Here is a 19,477-nt window from a genome sequence, read left to right on the forward strand (position 1 = left end):
TAGCATTATGTAAGCTCCTTTTTGGAATTGTCAAATAAAAAGAACAATCAGTCAGTTTTTACAAAATTTTTCAGTTTATGCTAAGTACACAGGGTTACATCGAAGCATTGCAAATTTCTCCGGAAATCTAACCGCTTGAAATGAATGAAGATGCACCTAGACTATGACAATCCCTAATTTGTGATATTTATCAATGAATGTGGGAACACGCTATGTGTCCTAATCTTGAAAATATAGGGTGCAAATGCACCCCTATTTCATTAAATCGTACGTTTAATTTCAACCACTTCAAAGACTTCGATTTGGTCGCCGACTTTGACATCGTTGTAGTTTTTCACGCCGATACCACATTCCATACCGTTACGCACTTCTGATACGTCATCTTTGAAACGGCGTAAAGATTCAAGCTCGCCTTCAAAAATAACCACGTTATCGCGTAAAACACGAATTGGATTATTACGTTTAACGATACCTTCTGTAACCATACAACCTGCGATTGCTCCGAATTTCGGATGACGGAATACATCACGCACTTCAGCCAAGCCAATAATTTCTTGTTTAAATTCTGGCTGTAACATACCACTCATCGCTGCTTTGATCTCATTTAAGAGTTCGTAGATGATTGAATAATAGCGTAAATCAATGTTTTCTGTTTCGATCACTCGGCGAGCTGTTGCATCAGCACGCACGTTAAAGCCAAGTACGATAGCATTTGATGCTGCCGCAAGTGTTGCATCAGTTTCAGTAATACCACCTACACCAGAACCAACAACTTTCACTTTTACTTCGGCTGTTGAAAGTTCGTTTAATGCTTGGCAAATCGCTTCCACAGAACCTTGTACGTCTGCTTTTACAATTACGTTTAACTCTGCTACATCGCCTTCTGCCATATTGGTAAACATATTTTCCAATTTCGCTTTTTGCTGACGAGCAAGTTTTACATCACGGAATTTACCTTGACGATATAGTGCTACTTCACGCGCTTTTTTCTCATCACGCACAACGGTTGCTTCATCACCAGCTGATGGTACGCCTGAAAGACCTAACACTTCCACTGGGATTGATGGTCCTGCCGATTGAATATCTTTACCGTTTTCATCACGCATTGCACGCACACGACCATATTCAAAGCCACAAAGTACAATATCACCACGATTTAATGTGCCTGATTGAACAAGGATTGTTGCAACAGGACCACGACCTTTATCTAAGTAAGATTCGATCACAACACCGCTTGCCATTCCTTCTTTAACTGCGGTTAATTCTAATACTTCAGACTGTAATAAAATCGCTTCTAATAGGTCGTCAATTCCCATACCTTTTTTCGCAGAAACAGGGACAAATTGAACATCACCACCAAATTTCTCAGAGATAACTTCGTGTTGTAATAACTCTTGTTCAACACGATCTGGGTTTGCTTCTGGTTTATCAATTTTGTTCACTGCAACTACAATTGGCGCACCTGCTGCACGAGCGTGCTGGATCGCCTCAATCGTTTGTGGCATTACGCCATCATCGGCTGCTACAACGAGTACAACGATATCTGTTGCTTTCGCACCACGAGCACGCATTGATGTGAAGGCGGCGTGTCCTGGAGTATCTAAGAAAGTAATCATCTTACCGTCATCTGTTTCAACGTGGTAAGCACCGATATGTTGGGTAATACCACCTGCTTCGCCCGCTGCAACTTTAGCTTTACGGATATAGTCAAGTAATGAGGTTTTACCGTGGTCAACGTGTCCCATAATAGTAACAACAGGAGCTCGAGTAACTTTTTCTGCGTGAATATCACGATCTTCTAAGACTGATTCTTCTAGCTCATTTTCTTTACGCAGAATAACTTTATGTCCCATTTCTTCGGCAACAAGTTGTGCTGTTTCTTGGTCAATAACTTGGTTAATCGTTACCATTTCCCCCATTTTCATCATTGTTTTGATGATTTCAGTTGCTTTTACTGCCATTTTATTGGCAAGTTCAGCAACGGTAATGGTTTCACCGATCACGACATCCGCTTTCACTGTTTGTACTGGTTTAGTAAATGCTTGTTGTAAGGCACTACCTTTCTTACTATGCTTACCTTTACCTTTTAGATCTTTTTGGTTACGACGATCTGCACTACGTTCGTTTTTATTGCCGTTTTCATCATCACGACCACCCTTTTTAGCCTTCGCTACACCATTCTTTCCACGAGCACGACCACCTTCACTACGACGGTCAGAATCACGCTCTGCTTCTAAGGCATAACTTGAAGTAAAACGGTCATCATCAAAATCATCACTGCTTTCACCCGCTTCTTCGCGTGCAATTTCAGCTAAACGGCGAGCATTTTCTGCTGCACGTTTTGCTTCCATTTCAGCTTTTTGACGAGCAAGCTCATCTTGTTTACGGCGTAATTCCGCTTCTTCTTTACGTTTTGCTTCTTTCTCTGCATCAACAACTTTTTCAACTTTCTGTGCTGGCTTAGCTTCGGCTTTTGGAGCTGCTTTAGGTTGTTTATTTGGCATTACAGGTGGTTGATGAACTGCCTTTTTCGCTTCAATAGCTTTGTCTTCTTCAGCTTTTTTGGCTTCAGCTTGTTTTTTTGCTTCTTCAGCAGCTCTTAATTTTTCTGATTCAGCTTTCTCTTTAGCTGCTTTTTCGGCAGCTTCTTTCTCAGCTTGAGCTTTTAATTTTACTGCTTCTGCCTCTGCTGCTTTTTTAGCAGCTTCAGTATCAACTTTGCGTGATTTACGCACTTCAACCTGAACTTCTTTACTTTTTCCACCCGCAGTTGTACCGCTTACTGTTGTTTTTGTTCTACGTTGTAAACTTAATTTTTTTGGGGCTTCCATTTTGATTTCATTATCACTCATTGTTCTTTCTCCTTAAGATTTAGCTAAACCAACAAATTTGGCGTGCTGCCATAATCAATTCGCCAGCTTTTTCTGCGGTTAATTCTTCAATATCAGCTAAATCATCAACACCTTGTTCAGCAAGCTCTTCAAGGGTAGTAATTTGTTTTTCAGCTAAACGGAAAGCAATATGACGATCCATTCCTTCTAAATTTAATAATTTATCTTCAATATCAGCTTGTTTTAACGCTTCTTCTTCCGCTAATGCTTTTGCAGTAAGCACATTCTTTGCACGAGTTTGAAGTTCTTCAACTAAATCTTCATCTTCCAAGCCATCGATAGCTGTTAATTCATTAACTGGCACATAAGCTAATTCTTCAAGGCTTGTAAAACCTTCTTCAATTAAGAGATGTGCAAATTCTTCATCAATTTCCAAACTATTAACAAATAAATCAATTACTTTGTTATCTTCTGCTTGATGTTTTTTATCTAACTCATCGGTAGTCATTACATTTAGCGTCCAACCTGTTAATTGGTTAGCTAAACGAACGTTTTGACCATTACGACCAATTGCTTGTGCGAGTGCTGATGCATCGACAGCAAGATCCATTGAGTGATTATCTTCATCAACCACAATTGAACTTACGTCTGCTGGTGCCATTGCATTGATAACAAATTGAGCTGGGTTATCGTCCCAAAGTACAATATCAACACGCTCACCGCCAAGCTCATTACTGATAGCTTGCACACGAGCACCACGCATACCAACACAAGCACCAACTGGGTCAATACGTTTATCATTACTTTTTACTGCAATTTTGGCACGAGAACCAGGATCTCGAGATGCACCTTTAATTTCAATTAGCTCTTCACCAATTTCTGGCACTTCTAATTTGAATAGCTCTTGTAACATTACTGGTTTAGCACGAGTTACAAATAATTGTGGCCCTTTTGATTCTGGCTTAATTTGATATAACACACCACGCACACGATCTCCAGGACGGAAGTTTTCACGAGGTAACATATCTTCACGTACAATAACGGCTTCTGCTTGGTTACCCAGATCTAAGATGATCTGTTCACGACTTACTTTCTTCACTGTTGCGGTAATAATTGAGCCTAATTGTGAACGGAACTGTTCAACCACTTTATTACGCTCTGCTTCACGAATTTTAGTGCTGATCACTTGGCGTGCAGTTTGCATTGTGATGCGGTCAAACGCAATTGACTCGATCTCATCTTCAATATAGTCACCAAGTTGAATAGCTGGATTTTCAAATTGTGCCGCTTCTAAGGTAATTTCTTTAGTCTGGTGATTAACTTTTTCGACCACTAACCAGCGGCGGAAAGTCGTAAATTCACCTGTTTTACGGTTGATAACAACACGCACATCAATATCAATACCGTTACCCGATTTACGATCTTCTCTTTCTGCGGCTGCTTTCTTTTTAGTTGAGATCGCTAATGCTGTTTCAAGTGCTTCAAAAATCGCATCTTTTGGTAATAATTTCTCATTTGATACCGCTTCAGCGGCTAATAAAATCTCTTTACTCATTCTGTCTGACTTCCTTAGAAATTAAATACGGGAATTAAATTTGCTTTTTGAATATTGCCAAAAGCAAAACTTTGTAAGTTGTTTTCGAGTTTTAGGCTCTCATCAAGTTTTAATGTAATTAAATCACCTTCAACTGAAAGAATTTCACCTTGCCATTTGCGACGATCAAACATAGGAATACGCAAATGAATCACCACTTCACGCCCTACAAAACGTTGATAGTGTTCCAAGGTAAATAATGGGCGATCTAAACCTGGTGATGACACTTCAAGGTTATATTTATCTGCAATTGGGTCTTCAACATCAAAAATTGCACTCACTTGACGGCTTACATCACTGCAATCATCAATAGTTACGCCACCTTCTTTGTCAATATATAAGCGAACTGTCAAAAAACGCCCTGCACGTTGGCATTCAATACCAACAAGTTCAAAACCCATTGCATCAATAGAATCTTGAACAAGCTCTTGTAACTTCTGCTCTACTGTTGCCAAATTTTCTCTCCTTATTTAATTTCCCCTTTCCTGCAATACATTTTTATAGGCAAAGGGTTAATGTTATTTTTAACAGATATAAAAAAAGAGCTATAAAAGCCCTCTTAACACAACTAAAGCTGACTGTTAGCCACAAAAAAGCCTCAAACAACAGTTGAGGCTTCAAGCGGTTTGTTTCATTTCATTCTTTGCAATTTGCAAGATATAAATAAAACAAAACTCATTGTTATCAACATAACAATGAGCCTTAAAACTGGTTGCGGGGGCTGGATTTGAACCAACGACCTTCGGGTTATGAGCCCGACGAGCTACCAAGCTGCTCCACCCCGCGTCTGATGTGGTGCATTATAGCTAATCACAGAACCTTTGCAAGTAATTTTTTCACTTTATGAAATAAAAGCAGATTTTATAAACAATTCGTGAATAATATCAACAATAATGTACCCATTGAGTTTATACATTTAATAATGTATGTAAATCAGCGTCTTTACGATCTAAATAGTGTGAAGATTGAATTTTACGAATGGTACGAGAACGACCACGAATTAACAATGTTTCTGTGGTAGCTAAATTCCCTTTACGTTGAATACCTTTTAATAAATCACCTGTTGTAATGCCTGTTGCAGAGAAGACAATATTATCATCACGCACTAAATCTTCTAATTTCAATACTTCATTGATTGGCACATTTAAAGCTTCGCAACGTGAAATTTCTTTCTCTGCATAAGCAAAATTCTCTAACGAATTGCCCTTAACTTGATTGCGTGGAATGAGCCTTGCTTGCATATCGCCCCCTAAAGCACGAACAGCTGCAGCTGCCACTACCCCTTCAGGTGCACCGCCAATACCATATAGCAAGTCTAAATCACTTTCAGGTAAACAGCATTGTACTGCTGCCGCCACATCGCCATCAGGAATTGCCATTACTCGCACCCCTAATTGTTGCATCTCAGCAATAACTTTACTATGGCGAGGTTTATCTAGCACCGCAACGGTTAATTGTGAAAGCAATTTTCCTTTTTTAGAGGCTACTCGGCGAAGATTTTGTTCAATCGGCAAATTAAGGTCAATCATTCCTTTTGCTTCATTACCTACTACTAATTTTTCCATATACATATCAGGAGCTTGCAAGAAGGTATCTTTACCACCAGCAGCTAACACTGATAATGCGTTGGCTTGCCCCATTGCTGTCATTCGAGTGCCATCAATCGGATCAACCGCAATCGTTACCACTTCATCTTCAGGGCGAGACAAGCCGATCTTTTCACCAATATACAACATCGGTGCTTGATCAATCTCACCTTCTCCAATTACCACTTCACCTCGAATTTCCATCTGATTTAATAACAGACGCATCGCTTTAACCGCAGCATCATCAGCTGCATTTTTATTCCCACGTCCTAACCAAGCAAATGCAGCTAAGGCAGCTGCTTCAGTAACACGTGAAAATTCAATAGAAAGAGATCTTTTCATCTTTAGCTCCTTAAGAGAAACGCTTTAAAAGAATAAATACCAAATTGGTTGCATAAGCATAGCATATTTTGACTTTATTAGATTGACGCTTTGTAAAATTTGCACTAAATCTAACCGCTTATAATGTATTAATGTATAATAGATGCAGAAAAATTACCTATTATTAAACTATTTTCATTTTATGAAATTTACACGCATTATCACAATTATTCTTGCCCTTATTCCCCAACTAAGTTTTAGTGCAAAAATTCCTGATAATATCGAATTAGCAGAAACACAATTACTCAGATATCACTATACCAATGAAGTTATTTCTATAGATCCCCAAAAGATTGAAACAGTGAATGATAGGCATCTTGCAAACCAGCTTTTTGAAGGGCTTGTAACATCTCAACCAAATGGGTCAGTAATACCCGGTGTTGCAACACATTGGGAACATTCACCTGATTTCAAACAATGGATTTTTTATCTACGACAAGATGCTAAATGGTCTAATGGTGAAAATGTTACGGCTAAAGATTTTGTCTATGCTTGGCGAAGACTCGCAGATCCTAAAACAGCCTCTCCCTATATTAGCTATTTATCATTGCTAAAATTAGATAACGAGACTGATATCATACAAGGACATAAAGAAGTAGAAACATTAGGGATAGAAGCTATTGATGATTACACAATCAAACTTACACTTTCTGCACCAGTACCTTATATTGACCTATTAGTACAAAATCCAGCTCTATTCCCTGTTCCAAAACGTATTGTTGAAATATTTGGGGATAAATGGACTGCACCTGAAAACCTCGTTAATAATGGTGCTTATTCTCTCCAATCTCGTACTATAAACGAAAAAATCGAACTAACACGCAATCCTCATTATTGGGATAATCAAAACAGTACAATCAATAATGTAACTATTTATATACTTGATAGTGAACCAGCATTTGCTCATTACCGAGCAAACCAGCTAGATATTGCTAATATTCCTACCCATTTTCATCAACACGAAAAATTTAGACAGGAATATGCACCCCATATCAACACCCATTTACAATTAGCGACTTATCGCTACGAAATCAATACAACTAAACCACCACTAAATGATATCCGTATCCGAAAAGCACTCAATTTAGCCATTGATAGAGAATTAATTACTCATAAAATCTTAGGCTACGATAGTCATAGCACTTTTACCTTTACTCCAAATTACATCTACCTAGGGCATAAAATCAAACAACCTGAATACGCAAACTTTACTCAAGCAGAGCGTAACCAACAAGCCAAAAATCTTCTTAAAGAAGCTGGCTATAGCAAACAAAACCCTATCACTATTGAACTCACTCATTCAAATAACAAAAATCTAAAACATTTTGTCGTAACTAGCAAAGCAAGTTGGGAAAAGAATTTAGATGGAATGGTAAAAATCAATCTCAAAGGATTAGAGTGGAAAACTTTATTAACAGAAAAACAACAGGGCAATTTTCAGCTAATTTCAGCTTCTTGGTTTGCAGATTATAACGAAGCAACGACATTCTTAAGTTTTTATCACTCTAAAAATCATAAAAACCATACTGGCTTTGCTAGCGAACATTTTGACAACTTACTGCAACAAAGCTATTACACAAAAGAAACTGAACAACGAGCAGCATTATATGCACAAGCAGAGGCAGAACTCGAAAAATATCAACCTTTTATTGCTATTTATCATTTTATGGATTTTTTTGTTAAAAGCCCGAAATTACAAGGGTATGATACAAGTAATCCGCAAGGAATTTTTTTAATCAAAGATCTCTATTTTGTAAAATAAGCCTCAAATAAAAATATCCTCCTATTTGGGAGGACCAGACTGATGACAAACTCTAATTTGTTGTATTTAATAAGTGGACGCCAAGCGTGGCGTCCCTACATAACAAAAATAAAATATTTATTTTTCAATTAGTTATACTCATTCTTTGTAGGGACGCCACGCTTGGCGTCCGAATGAAAACACTTTGTCAATAATTTGATCCTCCCATTTGGGAGGACATTTCCAATAAATGTATCATTTAAAAATGATAAGTTAATTTTAACCACACTCGTGGGCTTTTTCCTTTTTCAATATTCTGTGAATGAATTTTCCAAGCACTTTTTGCTTCAAGCGTTAAATTCTTCACTTGAACATTTAAACCCACACCGGCACCTTGTAAACTTCGGTGATTCTTTCCGTCTAAATATGGCTTGCTACGCAAGGTTACACGACCAATATCGTAAAACCCATTGAGGCTCAGATATGAGTTAATCGCATAACGAAGTTGCAGATTAGCGATAATCCCTTTATCACCTGAAGCTGCATTAGATGAATAGGCAGAAACACCCTCTAAACCACCAAGACTTAACTGCTCGCCTGAATCAAGGTTCTTATTTGCCCATTGTACGGAAAGATTAGCCCACAAACTCCATTTATCATTGAGATATTGTGTGCGACTTAAATTCACATTGAGCTTGTAATATCTCCCTTGCATTTTAGCAGAAACCCTATCAATTTCTCTTGCTTCCACTGAGCGAATGTTAAGTTTACCAAGCGTATTTTGCATATTGATTGACGTATAACCACCACCTAATAAGCTATCTTGGAAAGAGGCATTGACACTTAAATTGCCCGAAGTCACCCCTTTTACAGTTTCCGTATTCGTTGAGTGAATGCTATCTTTTAAACGACGTAATTCGCCTCCACTTGATAGCCAAACATTATGAGAATTTGAACGTAGTAACGGATAACGTAAATTAAAATCAAAAGTATCAGAAGAACCATCAGCATTTAAATTAGCAAACGCTCCACCTAACTCATAACGTGTACGAGCAATACTCGTATTAAAACTTAGCCCGTTATACCCTAAAGGTAATTCTAAACCGATTTTTCCATAATCAAGCCCTCTTGCACTCGTCATTCCTTGTACACTAATGGTTTCCCCTCGTCCAAATGGACTTTGAATATAAACATTGGCTCGCACTCGTTTTTCACCAGTGGATTCACTACCATGATTATCTAACGAAAGATTACCTCGCACTGCTGGGGATTCACCTAAGTGAGCAATTAAGACTGTTTCTCCTACTTGCTTCCCTTCCGCCAAACTGTAATTAACCTCTCCCACACCAGCTAAATCTTTGATAAGTAACAAGGTACGTTCTGCTTGCTTATTATTTAAGGGTTTGCCAATTTCTATACTATTTAGATAGCCTTGCACCACACTTTCTCTCAGGCGAGATTGATTTTGGTGTTGAAGATTGGCTACTTTACCTTCAAACACTTGAATAACCACCTCGCCCTTTTCGATACGCTGTGGTGGCAAAACTGCTTTTGCAAGAACATAACCTTGCTGATGATAATAAGCGGTGATTTTATCGGTGAGATCTCGCAATTGTCCTAACGTTACCGTTTTGCTTTCATACTCACGCACCCAATGCGATAACGCTGTTTCTGAAATAGTCTCAATACCAACTAAACGGATTTTTTGCACATCTAAACTGATGTTATCTGATTCCTGTGCCTCTCTTGCAGATTTTTGCCCCAAATCGACCGCTTGTGTCGCCGTTGGTTTGTTCTCTTGTTTAATATCACGAGATATTGAGCCTGCATTGGGGAGAGTGTTGGCGTAGGTTGCTGAACTGATTGCTAATGTAATTGCTGAAAATAAAAATATACGACTTTGAAAAGACATAATGATCTCCCTGTTAATAATAGCAATATAAATTTCACATATATGTCCGACAATATATTTTTTTATGGTTTTTAAAAAAATCCTTATTAGGGCAAGACGACAAAATAAAAATACTATTGCATTGATTCATATACTTTCCAATTTTTGCACTTAAACAATATTGCATTTCTAATAAATTAACACCTTTAGTTTTTTGATAAAACCTTTTATCCTTTTCGATTTTTATATAACCATTATACACATTAACAAAATCTGATAATACCCCTACATTCTCTTTTATAGACAGACTATCACTAGTATAATCTACAACTGACATATCACTCTTATTTTTATTCATAAAATAAACATTCTTTATTTGTTTTAAATCTTCATTATACACTGAAGATTTAGTGATATTCCAAAGACTATTATCAACCACCAAAATATAATTACTATAAAAATCATCCAAATAAAAATTATGCTTAACAAGTTTATTAAATCCAATATTTTTAGATTCTAGCACACCTGAACCTAGAACTTTTATTTTATCCTTATCAGAATCAATAATGCCATTTAAATCTGTTATATGATTAGCATTTACTATATTTGTCCCATCAAATTCTTTAGTCCCCATTAAAACATATAATTTTTTAGGTGAAATTTTTAAGGTACCTGACCCATATACAACCCTATATTTATCGGAACTCAACCCTCTGACAATTAAAGAATATTCCCCCGTATTAACAGAATTTATCCAATTACCATTATTCTCATCAATACTAATTTCACCCATAAAACTATTCTCAAAAGTATCACCTTCTTTTAACCCATCAATATTAATATTATTCCAACCATTTAATGCCTTAAGATCTTCTATTAGAGTTACAGCATTTCCATCATATTCTTTAATAAGATTCTTTTTGATAAAAACATCTCCTTTAAGAAAAGATCTTAATTTAGGTAACCCTATTGGATTTCCATTTTCATCAGCATCTATTGTCCAAGCATTATCTTTAAATATATCTTTATCTTTAATATCTTCTAAAGATATAGCCTCCCCCAAATTGTTTAAAAATTTATTTTCATTATTATAGTAGCTATTCGTAACAGTCGAGGATTGGACTAGATTACCGATTAATCCTCCAACAACTTCGTTATTCTTATACCAATCATCTGTTGAAATAGTGCTTATTTTACCCATAGCATAGCTATTATGAATATTAATAGTAAGTGGATCTTTGTGTTCATCTGCATAAGTATAATATCCTCCACCTATCAATCCACCGATTCTCCAAGAACCAGAAACATTAGCTTTGGAATAGACATTATCAATATTTAAAAAAGACTTTCCTTTTTTAGCATTTGAAGCAATAGACCCTATCACTCCTCCAACATACGCACCTCTATTTGGTAATGTAGAGATTTCCCCCTCGATATAACTATTTTTAATATTTACGATCGCTCCATCATAAATGTTGCCCTCACCAATTAAACCACCTATATATAAGACATTTTTAATTAAGACTTTTGCATAACTGTTTTTAACATCAAATTCTCCTATAAAATTTGCTTGTCCAATAAGCCCACCAGCTACTATACCATTATCCATATAGTTAGAAATGATCTCTACGGTTGAATGATTACCCTCAATTTTACCTGGCTGGGAATGAAAATATCCAGCTAAGCCACCAATAGTAGCTCCATTACTATTTACTTTTAGTAATACTTGATTATGAAAAATATCTGTATTACGAGCAGTGCCTATTACTCCCCCTAAATGAATAGGAAGACATTGATACCCTTTACACTCTATACCACCATTTATCTTTAATGAAACACCATTTTTTATTAACTTACCATCATAAGATTCACCTAAAACGCCCCCAATCCCCCATCTTCCATCTATTGTCCCAGACATATAATTACCTAAAAATGTTCCAGAATATGAATATCCAGTGATCCCCCCAATACCAATACTGTTAGGGGTTATGATATTAACATCGACTAAACTTAAATCTCTAACTGTACTATTTTCTAGGCTTCGTATTAGGCCAATACCATCTTCTTCATTTTCTGAATGAATATTTAAACCACTTAACTTATGTCCTAATCCATGTAAATGTATAGTCACCCCTAAAGGATCTCCCCAGCCTAAAAAATCTGTTTTATTCTTGGTATAACTAATATCTATTTCGTTACCTAAAGCAATATTCATCGAGCCAAATTCCATTGTTGAGCCGTCATCTCTAATCTCTGGCATTCTATGAATGACATCGAAAATTACCTCTTCGCCACCGTTACCCTTTTTTAATATGAAAAACTTTCCCTCAGGAAGGTTAATTCTTACAGAATGTGGAGAAACTAAATCATTATTATTGATAATATAATCGGTATTCTCACCGTCTTCAGTCCCTTGCCCGAATTTCAACTCTAATTTAGCCGTACCTGAACCATTAAGTGTTTTATTGATGTGAATATCGTTGTCAGCATTAAGCGTTAAGGTATTTTTATCCCACGAAATCTCATCATTGATAACCAAATCACCTTTACCTTCTTTTGCACCACTACGACTTTTGAGTTCGACATTTGATGATTTCAAATTATTAGAAACTTGCTGACCTGTTATATCTCCACCATTTTTCGCAACAGTAAAATCTTTCGGATCAATTACCCATTTACCCGTTTTACCTTTTTTCGCCTTGGTCGAAACCCTTGCCTTATTATCAATTTTTACTTTCGCTGCACTGGTTTCTACAAAGCCTCCATCGGCATTCCCTTTACCTTCTGCCTTAATGCTACCTGAGAAATGTAATTCACTGTTGTCTAAATCGCCTAATAATTCAACTACACCACCTTTGTTTGTCACTCGATTAGCTTCAATCACACCACTGTGTTTAATTACCGATTTTTTAACTTCACTGATGCCTTTAGCGGTAAGGACGACACGTCCCCCCTCAGCTAAGATTGCTCCGCCATTATCAACTAAACCTTGTAATGTACCTCGTTTAACAGTGTAATTAAAATGCTCATTCGGCAATGAAATACGAAATGCTTCTGCGGAGGCTAATACTACCAGCCCTTGAGAAGCGGTGATTTTGCCTTGGTTTTTTACGACTGGAGCAATCAATGCTACTACGCCCCCTTCAGGCACCACGATGTTACCAAGGTTTTCAACCCTACCATTCCCTTTGCCATCAAACTGATAATTACCTTTTACAAAATCATCATCGCTAATGTTTTGCGTTGTCGCCACTAATGACCCTACGTTGATTTGCGATCCATTACCAATTAATACACCATTTGGGTTAGAAATAAATACGTTTCCTTTAGCATTTATCGCCCCTTCAATCACTGAACGTTCATTACCAATTACTCGGTTTAATGTCACAGAATCTCGATTAGGTTGATGAAAATTAACGGTTTCTTGAGGTTTAATATTGAAATTTTGCCAGTTAATAGCGGCATTTTGAGAGGATTGATGAACGTTGGTGACTGCACCTTGCTGTTGAATATTAGCTTGCCCTGCAGTAACTTGTCCACCTGTAGGCGCTGCAACAGCTAAACTACTCGTCACTAAACTTACTAATATGGCAAGCGGTCGGATTTGGTGAAAAATTTGCAAATGGCTTGATGAAGAAGCTGTGGAGCTTATTTTTGTTGCTTTAACTTTATGTTTGCCTTTACCAATTTCAGAAACAGCTTGCCAGCAAGCGGTACTGTGGTTCCAAACGATACGATAGATATGGTTCATTTTGCACCTCTTTGTGTTTAAATTAAACAACGGCACTTATTTTAGAACATTAACATATTTCTATTTGTTACACGCTCACCAACTTGTAACAAGCAAACAAAAAAAATAGTTTTAAATCAATTGGTTAAAGAAAAACACTCTAATATTTTAGACTCAATACCCTTATTTTTAACTATGTAGAAAAAGGTATAATAGTGTTATTTATCAGTGTTTTAATTTGGAGAGAGTATGAACATTGTGCTTTCACAAAATTCCATCTGTTTTCAGCAACGAAGAGCTTTATTTAAAAACAAATTTTCTTACATAATGTTGGAAAATTTATATAAAAAGTCTTTTTCGAATGAAAATTTAACCTTTGCTGAATTAGAGAATACTATTCAAATAATTAGACCTAATTTTAAACTACAAAGAACACAAATAAGCCGTTATTTAAAAGAAATAGAGGATCATATTTCTCATTTGTCTCTCCCGATTAAAATAATTTACCAAAAAAGAAATAAAACGGTAGGCCCTTGGTATTTATCTCTAGAGAAAAACGTTACCTTTCACTTCGAGAAGTATAATGAGAAAGACATAGAAAATGAAAATATACCTGATTTAAATCATCTTTTTATATGTGATAAAAACGTAAAAACAATACCCAAATTATTATGTAGGTTCATCTATCAATGGACAAAGAGTTTCTCTTATTTCGATTTAGGTTTAATTGATGATGCTCTGCAAGAGTTGTCTGAATGTTATGAATTTCCTATTAGTTTATTTACTGCTAGCTTCTTAGATATTTATAAATCACGCTTATATTCTATTAAAGGTGAGTATGATGAAGCTGAAAAACTGATTGTTAATATTATTAACAATCCAAATATTCCTGTATATAGCTACTTAGGATCATATTCTCGTGTTATGCTAATGCGAATAAAATATGAGAATATGCCAGCTAGTAATTTTCATAAATTACTTACTAAAAATAGAAGACCTGAAAAATTTTATCAAGAAGATATATTATCTCTAATGGATTGGCATAATTTACAAGCACTTTTATTAAAAAGAAAACTTTTTGTTTCTCCAAGAGAAGATAAAAATAAATTACACAAGCAGATTATTAGCCATTCACAGGAAGCTATAATAATTAGCTTAATCATAGAAAATCGCAATCGTTTTTTAGATTTTTGTTCAAATTTTACATTGTATTTGCAAAATGTAATTGAGTTAAATTTAAGTGATATTCATGATATTGTTCGCTGGTATCAATTTATTATTGAATACTCCAATAAGTTTAGTGTAGGAGATTATTCAATATGGAGTTATATCTTTTATGCGGAATTTTACTTAAAATATCAAATTTTTTTCAATAAAGATGAAATTTCTCAATTGGAACCAAGTCAAGAAGAATTCTATTTATTTGTGTTAAAAAAGACCGAATATGGTTGCAATGCTAGACAAATTGTTATTTTTTATATTTGCTATTTTAAATTTATTAATTCTAAACAAGACTATAAGAAATTATTTGATATTGCTAATAAAATTATAAATATTTTAGACAATAACAAAGACCTATATAAAGAATTAGTTTCAGATAATTACGCACTAGATCTTGAGGAGATCTACAAATACGAAAGCAAGCAAGCAAGCAAGCAAGCAAGCAAGCAAGCAAGCAAGCAAAATGGTGATGACGCAATCTTTAAATGTAAACCATTTATTGAGATTAAACTTAAAAATACCTTGTAATATGCCCTATTCTCACTTTAAGTTATATCGTTAAAAGTGTAGAATGCTCTGTTATTTTTACCCTAAACGAGAGAAATATGAGCAACGAAGAGATTTTATCTGCAGAACAGCCCGATGTTCGTGCCAATTTTATTACCCATATCATTGATGAAGATTTAGCTTCAGGAAAGCATAAAAGTATTCACACTCGCTTTCCACCCGAGCCTAATGGTTACTTGCATATTGGACACGCTAAATCAATCTGCTTAAACTTTGGTATTGCTGAAGATTACAAAGGCTTATGTAACCTACGTTTTGACGACACAAACCCAGTTAAAGAAGATGTGGAATATGTCGAATCTATCAAAGAAGACGTAAAATGGCTTGGTTTTAACTGGGAAGGTGAACCCCGCTATGCTTCTGACTATTTTGATCAATTATATGGCTATGCGATTGAGCTAATTGAGAAAGGTTTGGCTTACGTTGATGAGCTTTCACCTGAAGAAATCCGAGAATATCGTGGTACATTAACTGAACCAGGTAAAAACAGCCCTTATCGTGATCGCCCAATCGAAGAAAACTTAGCGCTTTTTGAAAAAATGAAAAATGGTGAATTTGCCGAAGGCAAAGCCTGCTTACGAGCAAAAATTGATATGGCATCTTCTTTTATTGTAATGCGTGATCCTGTCATTTACCGTATTAAATTCGCTAGCCACCACCAAACAGGCGATAAATGGTGCATTTATCCAATGTACGATTTCACTCACTGTATTTCAGATGCCATTGAGCGTATTACTCACTCGCTCTGTACTTTAGAATTCCAAGACAACCGCCGTTTATACGATTGGGTATTAGAGAACATTTCGATTGAACGTCCACTACCGCATCAGTATGAGTTCTCTCGTTTAAACTTAGAAGGTACATTAACCTCTAAGCGTAAATTACTTAAACTAGTTACTGATGAGATTGTTGATGGCTGGAACGATCCACGAATGCCAACTATCTCAGGCTTACGTCGTCGTGGTTATACGCCTGCCTCATTGCGTGAATTTGCTCGTCGTATCGGTGTAACCAAACAAGATAATGTGGTGGAATATAGTGCGTTGGAATCTTGTATTCGTGATGATCTCAATACTAATGCACCACGAGCAATGGCTGTAATTAACCCTGTTAAAGTTATTATCGAAAACTTTACAGGCGAAGAAATCCTAACCGCTCCAAACCACCCAAATCGTGAAGACTTAGGTGTGCGTGAATTGCCTTTCACTCGTGAGCTTTATATTGATGAAGCTGACTTCCGAGAAGAAGCGAATAAACAATATAAACGTTTAGTACTTGGTAAAGAAGTCCGTTTGCGTAATGCCTATGTAATTAAAGCAGAACGTGTTGAAAAAGATGCAAGCGGTAAGATCACCACGATCTTTTGCACCTACGATCCTGAAACATTAGGGAAAAATCCTGCTGATGGACGTAAAGTAAAAGGCGTTATTCACTGGGTTTCGGCAACACAAAATAAACCTGCTGAATTCCGTTTATACGACCGACTTTTTACTGTGGCAAATCCTGGAGCAGAAGACGATATTAACAGTGTCGTAAACCCTAATTCGTTAGTGGTAAAACAGGGCTTTGTTGAACCAAGTTTAGCCAATGCAAAAGCGGAACAAGGTTATCAATTTGAACGTGAAGGCTATTTTTGTTTAGACAGTAAAGATGGCAATACAGACAACCTAGTCTTTAACTTAACTGTTAGTTTGAAAGAAAGTGTAGCGTTTTAGAGTGATTAACTAAAATAGCAAAAGGAATGCCTTTAGATTAAATCTAGTCTAAAGGCATTTTTATATTAAGAAGCTAGCCCAATAAACATTGGTAATAAAAAAGGTATGGCTAAATTGACAATAAAGCCAAAACTAATCGCTAACGGAACAACTTGCATTCCGCCTGATTTTTGAATAATTGGCAAAGTGCAATCAAGCGATGTCGCTCCTCCCAATCCAACTGCTGTCGAAGGAAACATTCTCATAAAGAAAGGAATGCTGAATAAGCAGAAAATTTCACGAGAGAGATCATTAAAGAAAGCAATACTGCCGTAAACAGGTCCCCACGCATCATTAACCAACACACTTGATAACGAATACCAACCAAACCCAGAAGCAAAAGCTAATGCTTTGAATAAAGGTAAACCTAATAAATAGGCTGAAATCACCCCTCCAAGCAGCCCACTGCCCATAAAGATCAATGCTGTAAATATTCCACGTTTATTTAAAAATACCACTTTCAAAGGAATACCACTATTGCGTAGCTGAATACCAACACAAAAAATCATCACAACGAGTACATAAGTACTGGAGTGAAGTGGGAAATCTAATATATCTTTAGTTACAAAGCCAAAAATTCCCCCTGCTAATACTGCTGAACATAATGCCAATGATTCCAAAAGCTGTTTCCAACGTGAAGGTAATTCTTCTGCAGTTAAAGCAGTTCGTTTCATTGGATATAATTTATCAAAAAGCATTAAACTTCCGATATTACAACAATGAATAATGGCACTTAGCCCCAAAGCTGTTAGCCCAATTTGGGGAAGTTTAGTTTCTAAATCATCTAATTGCCCCAAAGCAATGCCCATTATCAACAAAATTAAGTAAAGGCTATACATTGTCGTTTTATTGACTACCACCATTACTTTAGGATTATGAACACGAAAAAGATAGCCTAAAAAAAGTGGCGCAAAGGCAATCAATAATCCATAAATCATTTGTCCCCCCTTTCAATTTTCCTTTTTATTATTAAGGTTAAATTTTAACAATAAATCAACCCAATAAAACTGTTTTTATATACAGTTATTTGATATACTAACAATCGGTTACTTTCTCTCAATTTTTTGCAAATGAATATATCACGAAAAATTATTCACATTGATATGGACTGCTTTTATGCCGCAATAGAAATGCGTGAGAATCCAACCTTGATCGGTAAAGCAGTTGCCGTTGGTGGAAGTGCAAATCAACGGGGAGTACTCACTACTTGCAATTATGAAGCGAGAAAATTTGGGCTACACAGTGCAATGCCAACCGCTCAAGCATTAAAACTATGCCCGCAATTAGTGTTATTGCCTGTAAATATGCCTTTGTATAAAGAAGTATCAGCCCAAATTCACCAAATTTTTCAGCGATATACATCAATCATTGAGCCACTTTCACTTGATGAAGCCTATTTAGACGTAACCCACTGCCAACATCATTCTGGTTCAGCCACTTGGATTGCTCAAGCAATCCGCCAAGCAATTTGGAATGAATTACAATTAACCGCCTCGGCAGGCATTGCCCCACTAAAATTTCTTGCCAAAATTGCCTCTGACCAAAATAAACCGAACGGACAATTTGTAATTCCCCCCGAGCAAGTTGCTGATTTTATTTCAACACTTCCATTAAAAAAGATCCCTGGTGTGGGTAATGTGACAAATGAAAAACTCAAACAGCTAGGACTTCACACCTGTGCAGATATTCAGAAATCAGAAAAACACTTTATTTTCCAACAATTTGGTAAATTTGGACAGCGTTTGTGGGATTTTAGCCACGGTATTGATGAACGAGAAATTGAAGTCAATCGCCCACGCAAATCACTTGCTGTTGAAAATACCCTACTACAAGATATTTCTGATTTAAACAGTGCTGAAATGATTGTCTGCGAACAATTTAATAAACTTGCCTTTCGCATTCGGAGAAACTGGACTGATACACCTTTATCCGAATTTAAAAAATTAGGGATAAAACTGAAATTTGACGATTTTAGCCAAACAACTCTAGAAAGAACAATGGATAATTTTACTCAAGAGAATTTCTTATATTTACTCGAGCAAATCTGGCAGCGAAGAAATGAGCGAAAAATACGCTTAATCGGTATAAATGCTCATTTTCCAAACAAAAAAGTAACCACACAGTTAAACTTATGGGAATAATTGTTGCCGAAACCTTGAATTTTGCTAAATTATCGCCATT

11 protein-coding genes and 1 tRNA gene are annotated in these 19,477 nt (G+C 36.2%); 4 read left to right on the forward strand and 8 right to left on the reverse strand.

From position 1 onward, the window contains the following. Positions 1-260 precede the first annotated feature (260 nt). From infB to glpX, 5 genes are all read right to left on the reverse strand, one after another. The gene (gene infB, locus ACWIW0_RS01475) at positions 261-2,852 is read right to left on the reverse strand and encodes a translation initiation factor IF-2 (RefSeq protein ID WP_454451906.1); all 2,592 of its coding nucleotides are present in this window, start codon (positions 2,850-2,852) and stop codon (positions 261-263) included. A gap of 19 nt (positions 2,853-2,871) precedes the next feature. Beyond that, a complete protein-coding gene (gene nusA / locus ACWIW0_RS01480) occupies positions 2,872-4,386 on the reverse strand; it encodes a transcription termination factor NusA (protein ID WP_454446330.1) in 1,515 nt (504 codons plus the stop codon). 14 nt (positions 4,387-4,400) lie between these two features. After that, positions 4,401-4,880 (reverse strand): ribosome maturation factor RimP, encoded by a 480-nt coding sequence (gene rimP, locus ACWIW0_RS01485; protein WP_454451907.1) that lies wholly within the window; start codon positions 4,878-4,880, stop codon positions 4,401-4,403. A 254-nt stretch (positions 4,881-5,134) separates the two neighbouring features. Further along, positions 5,135-5,211: transfer RNA gene (locus tag ACWIW0_RS01490), tRNA-Met, on the reverse strand. A gap of 122 nt (positions 5,212-5,333) precedes the next feature. Continuing rightward, positions 5,334-6,353, reverse strand: coding sequence for a class II fructose-bisphosphatase (gene glpX, locus ACWIW0_RS01495; RefSeq protein ID WP_157394643.1), 1,020 nt, complete (start codon positions 6,351-6,353; stop codon positions 5,334-5,336). A 181-nt stretch (positions 6,354-6,534) separates the two neighbouring features. Here glpX and ACWIW0_RS01500 point away from each other — a divergent pair, with 181 nt between their 5' ends. After that, positions 6,535-8,154 carry a peptide ABC transporter substrate-binding protein gene (locus ACWIW0_RS01500; RefSeq protein WP_454451908.1) on the forward strand — a complete coding sequence of 540 codons (1,620 nt, stop codon included), beginning with the start codon at positions 6,535-6,537 and terminating at the stop codon, positions 8,152-8,154. 238 nt (positions 8,155-8,392) lie between these two features. On the opposite strand, the gene ACWIW0_RS01505 is transcribed toward ACWIW0_RS01500, so the two are convergent. Together ACWIW0_RS01505 and ACWIW0_RS01510 are read right to left on the reverse strand one after the other, a co-directional pair. Then, complete coding sequence (locus ACWIW0_RS01505) at positions 8,393-10,045, reverse strand: ShlB/FhaC/HecB family hemolysin secretion/activation protein (RefSeq protein WP_454451909.1); 1,653 nt, start codon at positions 10,043-10,045, stop codon at positions 8,393-8,395. Positions 10,046-10,079: 34 nt separating this feature from the next. Then, a complete protein-coding gene (locus tag ACWIW0_RS01510; RefSeq protein ID WP_454451910.1) occupies positions 10,080-13,775 on the reverse strand; it encodes a two-partner secretion domain-containing protein in 3,696 nt (1,231 codons plus the stop codon). 228 nt (positions 13,776-14,003) lie between these two features. Between ACWIW0_RS01510 and ACWIW0_RS01515 the strand changes: the two genes are divergently transcribed. Together ACWIW0_RS01515 and glnS are read left to right on the forward strand one after the other, a co-directional pair. Continuing rightward, positions 14,004-15,503 (forward strand): hypothetical protein, encoded by a 1,500-nt coding sequence (locus tag ACWIW0_RS01515; RefSeq protein WP_454451911.1) that lies wholly within the window; start codon positions 14,004-14,006, stop codon positions 15,501-15,503. Between the two features lie 77 nt (positions 15,504-15,580). Continuing rightward, a complete protein-coding gene (gene glnS, locus ACWIW0_RS01520) occupies positions 15,581-17,257 on the forward strand; it encodes a glutamine--tRNA ligase (RefSeq protein ID WP_454451912.1) in 1,677 nt (558 codons plus the stop codon). Positions 17,258-17,322: 65 nt separating this feature from the next. Here the strand turns inward: glnS and ACWIW0_RS01525 are convergent, their stop codons facing one another. Next, on the reverse strand, positions 17,323-18,234 hold the full coding sequence (locus tag ACWIW0_RS01525) for a lysine exporter LysO family protein (RefSeq protein WP_454451913.1): 912 nt from the start codon (positions 18,232-18,234) through the stop codon (positions 17,323-17,325). A 132-nt stretch (positions 18,235-18,366) separates the two neighbouring features. On the opposite strand from ACWIW0_RS01525, the gene dinB reads away from it, so the two are divergent. Then, positions 18,367-19,437: a DNA polymerase IV gene (gene dinB / locus ACWIW0_RS01530; protein WP_454451914.1), complete on the forward strand. Its 1,071-nt coding sequence runs from the start codon at positions 18,367-18,369 to the stop codon at positions 19,435-19,437. Positions 19,438-19,477: the final 40 nt, after the last annotated feature.

This window comes from Ursidibacter sp. B-7004-1, assembly GCF_053654055.1.

Coding starts and splice junctions, on each gene's coding strand:
- nusA (WP_454446330.1), bottom strand. CDS start 4,386: ATGAGTAAAGAGATTTTATTAGCCGCTGAAGCGGTATCAAATGAGAAA.
- dinB (WP_454451914.1), top strand. CDS start 18,367: ATGAATATATCACGAAAAATTATTCACATTGATATGGACTGCTTTTAT.
- glnS (WP_454451912.1), top strand. CDS start 15,581: ATGAGCAACGAAGAGATTTTATCTGCAGAACAGCCCGATGTTCGTGCC.
- ACWIW0_RS01500 (WP_454451908.1), top strand. CDS start 6,535: ATGAAATTTACACGCATTATCACAATTATTCTTGCCCTTATTCCCCAA.
- ACWIW0_RS01515 (WP_454451911.1), top strand. CDS start 14,004: ATGAACATTGTGCTTTCACAAAATTCCATCTGTTTTCAGCAACGAAGA.
- glpX (WP_157394643.1), bottom strand. CDS start 6,353: ATGAAAAGATCTCTTTCTATTGAATTTTCACGTGTTACTGAAGCAGCT.
- infB (WP_454451906.1), bottom strand. CDS start 2,852: ATGAGTGATAATGAAATCAAAATGGAAGCCCCAAAAAAATTAAGTTTA.
- ACWIW0_RS01510 (WP_454451910.1), bottom strand. CDS start 13,775: ATGAACCATATCTATCGTATCGTTTGGAACCACAGTACCGCTTGCTGG.
- ACWIW0_RS01505 (WP_454451909.1), bottom strand. CDS start 10,045: ATGTCTTTTCAAAGTCGTATATTTTTATTTTCAGCAATTACATTAGCA.
- ACWIW0_RS01525 (WP_454451913.1), bottom strand. CDS start 18,234: ATGATTTATGGATTATTGATTGCCTTTGCGCCACTTTTTTTAGGCTAT.